The 6,808-nt window shown below is 38.7% G+C and carries 5 protein-coding genes and 1 pseudogene; 2 read left to right on the forward strand and 4 right to left on the reverse strand.

Annotation, left to right across the window (positions count from 1 at the left end; all coding sequences use genetic code 11):
- Window positions 1–26: 26 nt before the first annotated feature.
- Entirely contained in the window at window positions 27–1,817 is a 1,791-nt protein-coding gene (pepF, locus tag F9856_RS11430; RefSeq protein WP_202106676.1) for an oligoendopeptidase F, read from the reverse strand.
- Window positions 1,818–1,984: 167 nt separating this feature from the next.
- Between pepF and F9856_RS11435 the strand changes: the two genes are divergently transcribed.
- Both F9856_RS11435 and nox read left to right on the forward strand, forming a co-directional pair.
- Window positions 1,985–2,323, forward strand: a complete 339-nt coding sequence (locus F9856_RS11435) for an ATP cone domain-containing protein (protein WP_002935455.1) — start codon at window positions 1,985–1,987, stop codon at window positions 2,321–2,323.
- 185 nt (window positions 2,324–2,508) lie between these two features.
- The gene (nox, locus tag F9856_RS11440) at window positions 2,509–3,876 is read left to right on the forward strand and encodes a H2O-forming NADH oxidase (protein WP_202106677.1); all 1,368 of its coding nucleotides are present in this window, start codon (window positions 2,509–2,511) and stop codon (window positions 3,874–3,876) included.
- A 316-nt stretch (window positions 3,877–4,192) separates the two neighbouring features.
- Here nox and F9856_RS11445 read toward each other — a convergent pair.
- From F9856_RS11445 to F9856_RS11455, 3 genes and pseudogenes are all read right to left on the reverse strand, one after another.
- Window positions 4,193–5,092 (reverse strand): annotated as a pseudogene (locus F9856_RS11445) (IS30 family transposase); the annotation flags it as partial.
- A 102-nt stretch (window positions 5,093–5,194) separates the two neighbouring features.
- The gene (locus F9856_RS11450; RefSeq protein WP_202106678.1) at window positions 5,195–6,325 is read right to left on the reverse strand and encodes a tyrosine-type recombinase/integrase; all 1,131 of its coding nucleotides are present in this window, start codon (window positions 6,323–6,325) and stop codon (window positions 5,195–5,197) included.
- Window positions 6,326–6,381: 56 nt separating this feature from the next.
- Window positions 6,382–6,726 (reverse strand): DUF771 domain-containing protein, encoded by a 345-nt coding sequence (locus tag F9856_RS11455; protein WP_202106679.1) that lies wholly within the window; start codon window positions 6,724–6,726, stop codon window positions 6,382–6,384.
- Window positions 6,727–6,808 lie beyond the last annotated feature (82 nt).

Consider the following 6,808-nt stretch of genomic DNA (forward strand, 5'->3'; position numbering starts at 1 on the left):
ATAAGTGTTCAAGTCTTTTATGTGTCTTAGATTAGTGTTTCCAATTTATCCACCAATGAACCAACGTAGGCGATGGTTTCTTTGAGTGGTTGGTCAGTTGAAACGTCAACACCTGCATGTTTAGCAAGGTCTTGGGCAGAAAGACTTGCACCGAGTGACAAGGTTTCCAACCATTTTTCAACAACTTCTTCAGGATGTTCTTCCAATTGTTTCGCCATAGCCGTACCGATGGTCAAACCAGCTGAGTAGGTATATGGATACAAACCAATGTAGTAGTGCGGTTGACGCATCCAGATAAGACCTGCATCGTCACCGATTTCAAAATCTTCGCCCCAGAATTCCTTGATGACATCCAACTTGATTTGGCAGAGAATATCACCGTTGAGGTATTCTTCATTGTCCAAACGAGTGTAGACTTCACGTTGGAAGGCTGCTTCAAGCAAGTGAGTGACCATGTTGTGGAAGTAAGTACGGCTGATCAACTCGCTAATCAAGTAAGCCTGGAATCCAGAATCTTGGTTGTTTTTCAAAAGGGTGTTACATGTTAAGACTTCGTTAGCAGTAGAAGGCGCCTCGATGAAGTAGAGGGATGGATCGTAGCTGAGGACGCTTTGTTTCTTAGCCAATTGGAAATGACCTGCATGTCCCAATTCGTGAGCCAATACCAAGACCTCGTTCATCAAGCCTGTCCATGAAAGGAGGATATAGGATGGTCCATCGTAAAGAGTAGCACAGAAACCACCAGTAGCCTTACCTTCGTTTTGAGCAAAGTCAATCCAACGCTCATCAAATGATTGTTCAATCATTTTCACATAATCTTCACCAAGAATGCCCAAGCAGTCAATCAAGAATTGCTTAGATTCTTCAGGTGTGATGCGTTGGTTGTATTCTGATGGCAAGCTGATTTTCAAGTCAGCATGAGTGATCTTTTCCAAACCATGAGCCTTGGCAACCAATTTCACATAGCGACGCATGTGTGGAGCCAATTCCTTCATGATGACATCAATCTGACGGTCGAAGAGGTCACGGGAAACGTTTTGACGATGCAAGAGGAAGTCAATGGTATTGTCAAATCCACGCAAGCGAGCTTCGATTTGCTCATTCTTGATATGAGATAAATAAGTCGCTGCAGTAGTATTCTTGTATTTTTTCAAGGTTGAATAGAAACCGGTAGCTGAATTGCGACGGATTTCGGTATCATGGCTGAGCTCATAATCATTTTCAAAGAGCACATAGCTATTGCCGAGCGTTTCGCCATTTGCCTCGAAGTTTTCAAATGTCATATCTTCGAACTTGGTCACACCGTAATTATTATATGGCTGACCAAAAGTTGGGGCAAAATTTGATAAAAGTTCTTCTTGTAGTGGATGAAGCTGATGCGGCTTGTCACGGAGAATACCATCAAAGAAAGCAGCCCATTGTGGTTGTTCTTCTTTTAATTCAAGAAGAAAGGCTTCATCTAATTGCCCAAGTTCTGAATAGAGGAAATCTCGTTGAGGACGTGCCTTGGCAGAAACGAGGTCGTATTCGTTGGCCAGGCTCGCCAATTCAGTATTCATCTTATCGACTTCCAAAGGAAGGAAGGCATAGTGGGAAAGTCTGCTATCAAGAATAACGATTTTTTCGTATTCTGTTAAGGCGGAAACGATGGTATCCTTATCAGTTAGCTTACCTTTGTAATTCGATTCGAAAGCTGTCACTTGCTTAGTGTAGGTTGCCAAATTTTCTTTGTAGTTGTCAGGGGTCGGAAATAGAATGTCCGTATCCCAGGTTAATTGTACGTCAATTTCTTGACGTTTAGGCATTGCGTTTGTCATGATTTTCTCCTTATTTCATTTTAATAGGTCCATTATATCATACTAAAGGGCTTTCAGCGAAAATAAGCCAAGGCAAAATTTATGAAAAAGAAATACTTGACAAAATACACAAAAACCTAGATAATGTAAGTATGAAAGGGTTTACTGAAAACCAGAAAGGAGCTTTTATGCAAGTCATTAAACGTAGTGGAGAGATTGTTGAATTTGACCCAGATAAAATCTACCAAGCCATCATTAAAGCTGCACAGACAGTCTATGTCATTGATGAAACTTGGCGGAAAAATCTTGCTCAGGTCACAAAGAAAGTAGTGCTTGACTTGGAAGAAGCTCATACAGAGCGACCAACGATTAGCATGGTTCAGTCGCAAGTTGAACACCGTCTTTTAGATGCAGGGTATATTTCTATTGCTGAGCATTACATTTCCTATCGCTTGCAACGTGATTTGGAACGTAACGGCTATGGCGATAAGATTATTGTACATCTGCGTTTTGAACAAGTACGTTAAGAGAAACCTAGAGAAATCTAGGTTTTTTGCTTATATATATCTTTACATTGTTTAAAGAAAATAGCATTTTAAAAACTTTTTGAAAAAAATGTGATATTCTGAGCAAAAATTTTGTAATCGGTATCATTTTTAGTGTATAATAGACTTTGTAAAAAAATATATTTTCGAAAGTGAGATTTCACATTATGGCTAAAATCGTTGTTGTCGGTGCTAACCATGCTGGTACGGCCGCAATCAAAACTATGTTGACAAATTATGGTCAAGAAAACGAAATCGTCGTATTTGACCAAAACTCAAACATCTCATTCTTGGGTTGTGGTATGGCTTTGTGGATTGGTGAGCAAATTGCTGGTCCTGAAGGACTTTTCTACTCAAACAAAGAAGAGTTGGAGAGCTTGGGCGCGACAGTATACATGGAGTCACCTGTTACAAATATTGACTACGATGCAAAAACAGTTACTGCACTTGTAAATGGTCAAGAACATGTTGAATCATTTGAAAAACTTCTTTTCGCAACTGGTTCACAACCTATCTTGCCACCAATCAAAGGAGCTGAAATCAAAGAAGGTTCTCTTGAATTTGAAGCAACTCTTGAAAACTTGCAATTCGTTAAATTGTACCAAAACTCAGCAGATGTTATTGAAAAATTGAAAAACAAAGACATCAACCGCGTAGCAGTAGTTGGTGCTGGTTACATCGGTGTTGAGCTTGCAGAAGCATTCCAACGTAAAGGTAAAGAAGTTATCCTTATCGACGTTGTAGATACATGTTTGGCTGGTTACTATGACCGCGACTTGTCAGACCTTATGGCTAAAAACTTGGAAGAGCATGGTATTCAACTTGCCTTTGGCGAAACTGTTAAAGAAGTTGCTGGTAATGGTAAAGTTGAGAAAATCATCACTGACAAGAACGAATACGATGTTGACATGGTTATCTTGGCTGTTGGTTTCCGTCCAAACACTGCATTTGCAGGTGAAGGAATCGAGCGTTTCCGTAACGGTGCCTTCCTTGTAAACAAACGTCAAGAAACTTCAATCCCAGGCGTTTACGCTATCGGTGACTGTGCAACAATCTACGACAACGCTACTGGCGACACAAGCTACATCGCTTTGGCTTCAAACGCAGTACGTACTGGTATCGTAGCAGCTCACAACATCTGTGGCACTGACCTTGAAGGTATCGGTGTACAAGGTTCTAACGGTATTTCTATCTACGGTCTTAACCTTGTTTCAACAGGTTTGACACTTGAAAAAGCTACTCGTCTTGGTTTGAACGCTGCGGTTACTGAAGTAACTGACAACCAAAAACCAGAATTCATGGAGCATGGTAACTTCCCAGTTACAATCAAGATTGTTTACGATAAAGATTCACGTCGTATCCTTGGTGCGCAAATGGCTGCTCGTGAAGATATCTCTATGGGTATCCACCTCTTCTCATTGGCAATCCAAGAAGGTGTAACAATCGAAAAATTAGCATTGACAGACTTGTTCTTCTTGCCACACTTCAACAAACCATACAACTACATCACAGTAGCTGCCTTGGGTGCTGAATAATCTATTGAATACAAAAGCTCAGAGATGACTCTGGGCTTTTTTAGTGGTAAATTCTCAAAGTAAGTTCTAGTTCCCGTCCTTCCAGAAGTTACTTTGAGAAAACTGCATAACATCAACAGAATTTAGTCTCAGACTAAGTTCTGTTTTTGACTAAAAATGTTGATAATAGTGAGTTTTAGGGTTGAAAATGTTGAAAAAAAGAGTACACTAAAGTTACTGGCTCTGAGACGTCTCAAAGTAAGTTCTAGCTATCTGGAATTTTGGATGGGACAAGTTCCTTTCTATTTTGAAATTATTTTTTAATAAAAACTAGCAATTACTTATCTAGTAATCGAGGTGATTGAATGACGTTCTCAGGGTCAATTTTAGAGATTCCCAAAAGTGTTGCCAATTCCTCACCGTAGGTAAATGTAAAGAGTTCATAGGCGGATTTTCCGTTGAAAGAAGCTCGTCTGACGCTGTTGACATGCGAACAAACCAGGTTGATGTCCTCCTGTGTCAAGTTATCAAACGAACTTCCTTTAGGAAGAATATCTCTGATAAGTGTGTGATTCTTCTCAATTCTCCCTTTCTGGTCAGAACGATTTGGGTCACAGAAGAATAGCTTAGATTCTCCACGAACATCCATTTCGATATCGTCCACTCTAGCGAATTCACCGCCATTATCGGTCAGAATGACAGGGAATAGTTCGCAGAAGTCCATCTCTTTCTGATGTAGGTCATTCTTGATAGCGTAGAGATGTTTAGCGACCTCATTAGCTGTTTTATTATCAAGTAATCGAGCGAAGATAAAGTTACAGAAGGAGAGGTTAAAGGTGAGAAGTACCTTTCCGCCGATCCGTCCAGTAACGGTGTCCATTTCCAGCCAATAGCTGCTTCCTTTCTCTGTGAGAAAGCGTTGGAAGTCCTCGTAAGACCGTCCTTCTTTGGCAGTTTTAGGAATGGGTTGTAGGTTTCTGGTTCTCCGCTTTCTGAATTTCACGACACGGGGGAAATCAATGGGCTTTGTGGACAGATAGCCTTTTTCAAGGTATCGGTAGATAGAAGCTCTGGATGCCGAAAGTTCGTTTGAGGCGATGATGTGGTTGAGGTGTTGTCCCTTTTGGATGGCAGCAGAAACAATCTCATCCATGCGATAGAATTCTTCCTTGTTTAGTGCAACCCCTGTTCTCGAGTCTGAGAGCTTAGCTTCATAATCAAGCTGAGCTCTTTTGGCTCATTGTCAACTGTAGTGGGTGGCAATAAATGCCTTAGACCTTGAGAAATCAAGGTCTTTTTTGTAATTGGTCAATTTTTGGTCAACCTTTTCTCAAAAAAATTATGTCGTTAATAATTTTCGGATACGATTGTTCTCCTTTTCCTTTTTTTCTTTAATTATGTGACCGTATGTTTTGGTAATTTGTGTAATGTCTTTATGTCCCATATTTGCTGCGATAACCCAAATATCAATTCCATAAGATAGCATAATACTTGCATAAGTATGGCGTATTCCTGTTGCCGATAAATCATTAGGTGCGATATTTAGTATTTGAATTTGGTCACGTAGATGTTTATTGACCATATAGTTACTTGGCACACCATCTAGAGAGTTATAAAAAATGAATTGATCCAAATTTTCAATTTTGTTATTTTTTAGTTCTAATGATTGTAGTTCCTTGAGTCTATCCAATACTAATAAAGTTCCCGAATCTATTGGAATATGTCGCACAGAAGTATTGGATTTAGGTGGTCGCCATTCTTGTTTCCTAGGGTCATATCGTCTATAAGTATAGATTTCTTGAGTATCATGTCGTACACAGTCCCATGTTAATCCTAAGATTTCACCGAAGCGTAGCCCTGTTTTTAATTGAAGATAAAGCAAGTAGTCAAGAATGTTATATTCCTTATTGATGTTACCTTCTAAGGTTGATAGAAGTTTATGGTAATCAGCAGTACTTGTGATAGCTTTTTCAGTTTTGACTTTTCGACTAGTTTGACCTGTGATGATAATCCCGTCAGTAAAATCAGTAATCGAAAGTTTATCTCGTTTAGCAAACTTCAAAACTTTTCGTATTTCTGAATTTAGTCTTCTAACAGTATCTTTACCAACTGTTTTTGCATAGTCATTGATAAATTCTTGGTAATCACTAGACCTAATTTCGATTGCAGGTTTTTCTTTGAAGTGGTCAAGAATCAGCCGACCTCTATGAAGATGATGCTCAATTGTTCCATCGCTTTTGTTGAGTGGTACAATTTGTAGATTGTACCAATTTTGCCAAAGTTGATAAAGGGAAATAGATGAGTCAATGATATTTCCGAAAAGCAATTCTAATTCAATTTGTGTGGCCTCTAAGATTGCTTCTTTTTTAGTTTTGAAACCTGAATTTGACGCTACGACAACCTTATTTTTATCAAAGATACGGTAGTCCCAAGTTTTCTTTTTACCCCTTTGTCTATATGATATTGCCATTGTGTTATCCTTTCTTGAAGAAAATGATAACCAAGACGTTCGTCTTGGTTATTATATCATGTTCCTCTTAATAAATCAGAGAAATTTTGTTCAAAAAATGTTTTTGTTTTTGATGCAAGAAAGAGGTACTTTCCTCCCTGATTTTTTGGGTATTTTACAAAGCCTTCTTTATTAAGATTGATATCAATTTTGGACCGTATATCAGGTTGATATAATATATTCTCCATAAACCAAGGTCGTGATACTGAACGCATCTCTAATACCTCTGTTAGCGTCATATATCTTCCTAGTGAAGCTTCCTGTTGTAGTTTTTTATAATTGTCTTTTGAAACAATTATATGGCTTTCTGGGAGAGAGATTTTCAAGCCCTCAATATTTACAATAATACTACTCATATTCATCTATTCCTTTCATTCTCTAGACGAAAATATTATGCCACATGTGTAATAAATTGAGGCTAGATTTTTGAAAAATGTGCAATGC

Origin of the sequence: Streptococcus suis (assembly GCF_016743335.1) — a bacterium.
Lineage (GTDB): Bacteria > Bacillota > Bacilli > Lactobacillales > Streptococcaceae > Streptococcus > Streptococcus suis_Y.

What these genes read in the sequence shown, in the direction of transcription:
- F9856_RS11455 (WP_202106679.1), bottom strand. Translation starts at nt 6,726, where the DNA reads ATGAATATGAGTAGTATTATTGTAAATATTGAGGGCTTGAAAATCTCT.
- pepF (WP_202106676.1), bottom strand. Translation starts at nt 1,817, where the DNA reads ATGACAAACGCAATGCCTAAACGTCAAGAAATTGACGTACAATTAACC.
- F9856_RS11450 (WP_202106678.1), bottom strand. Translation starts at nt 6,325, where the DNA reads ATGGCAATATCATATAGACAAAGGGGTAAAAAGAAAACTTGGGACTAC.
- F9856_RS11435 (WP_002935455.1), top strand. Translation starts at nt 1,985, where the DNA reads ATGCAAGTCATTAAACGTAGTGGAGAGATTGTTGAATTTGACCCAGAT.
- nox (WP_202106677.1), top strand. Translation starts at nt 2,509, where the DNA reads ATGGCTAAAATCGTTGTTGTCGGTGCTAACCATGCTGGTACGGCCGCA.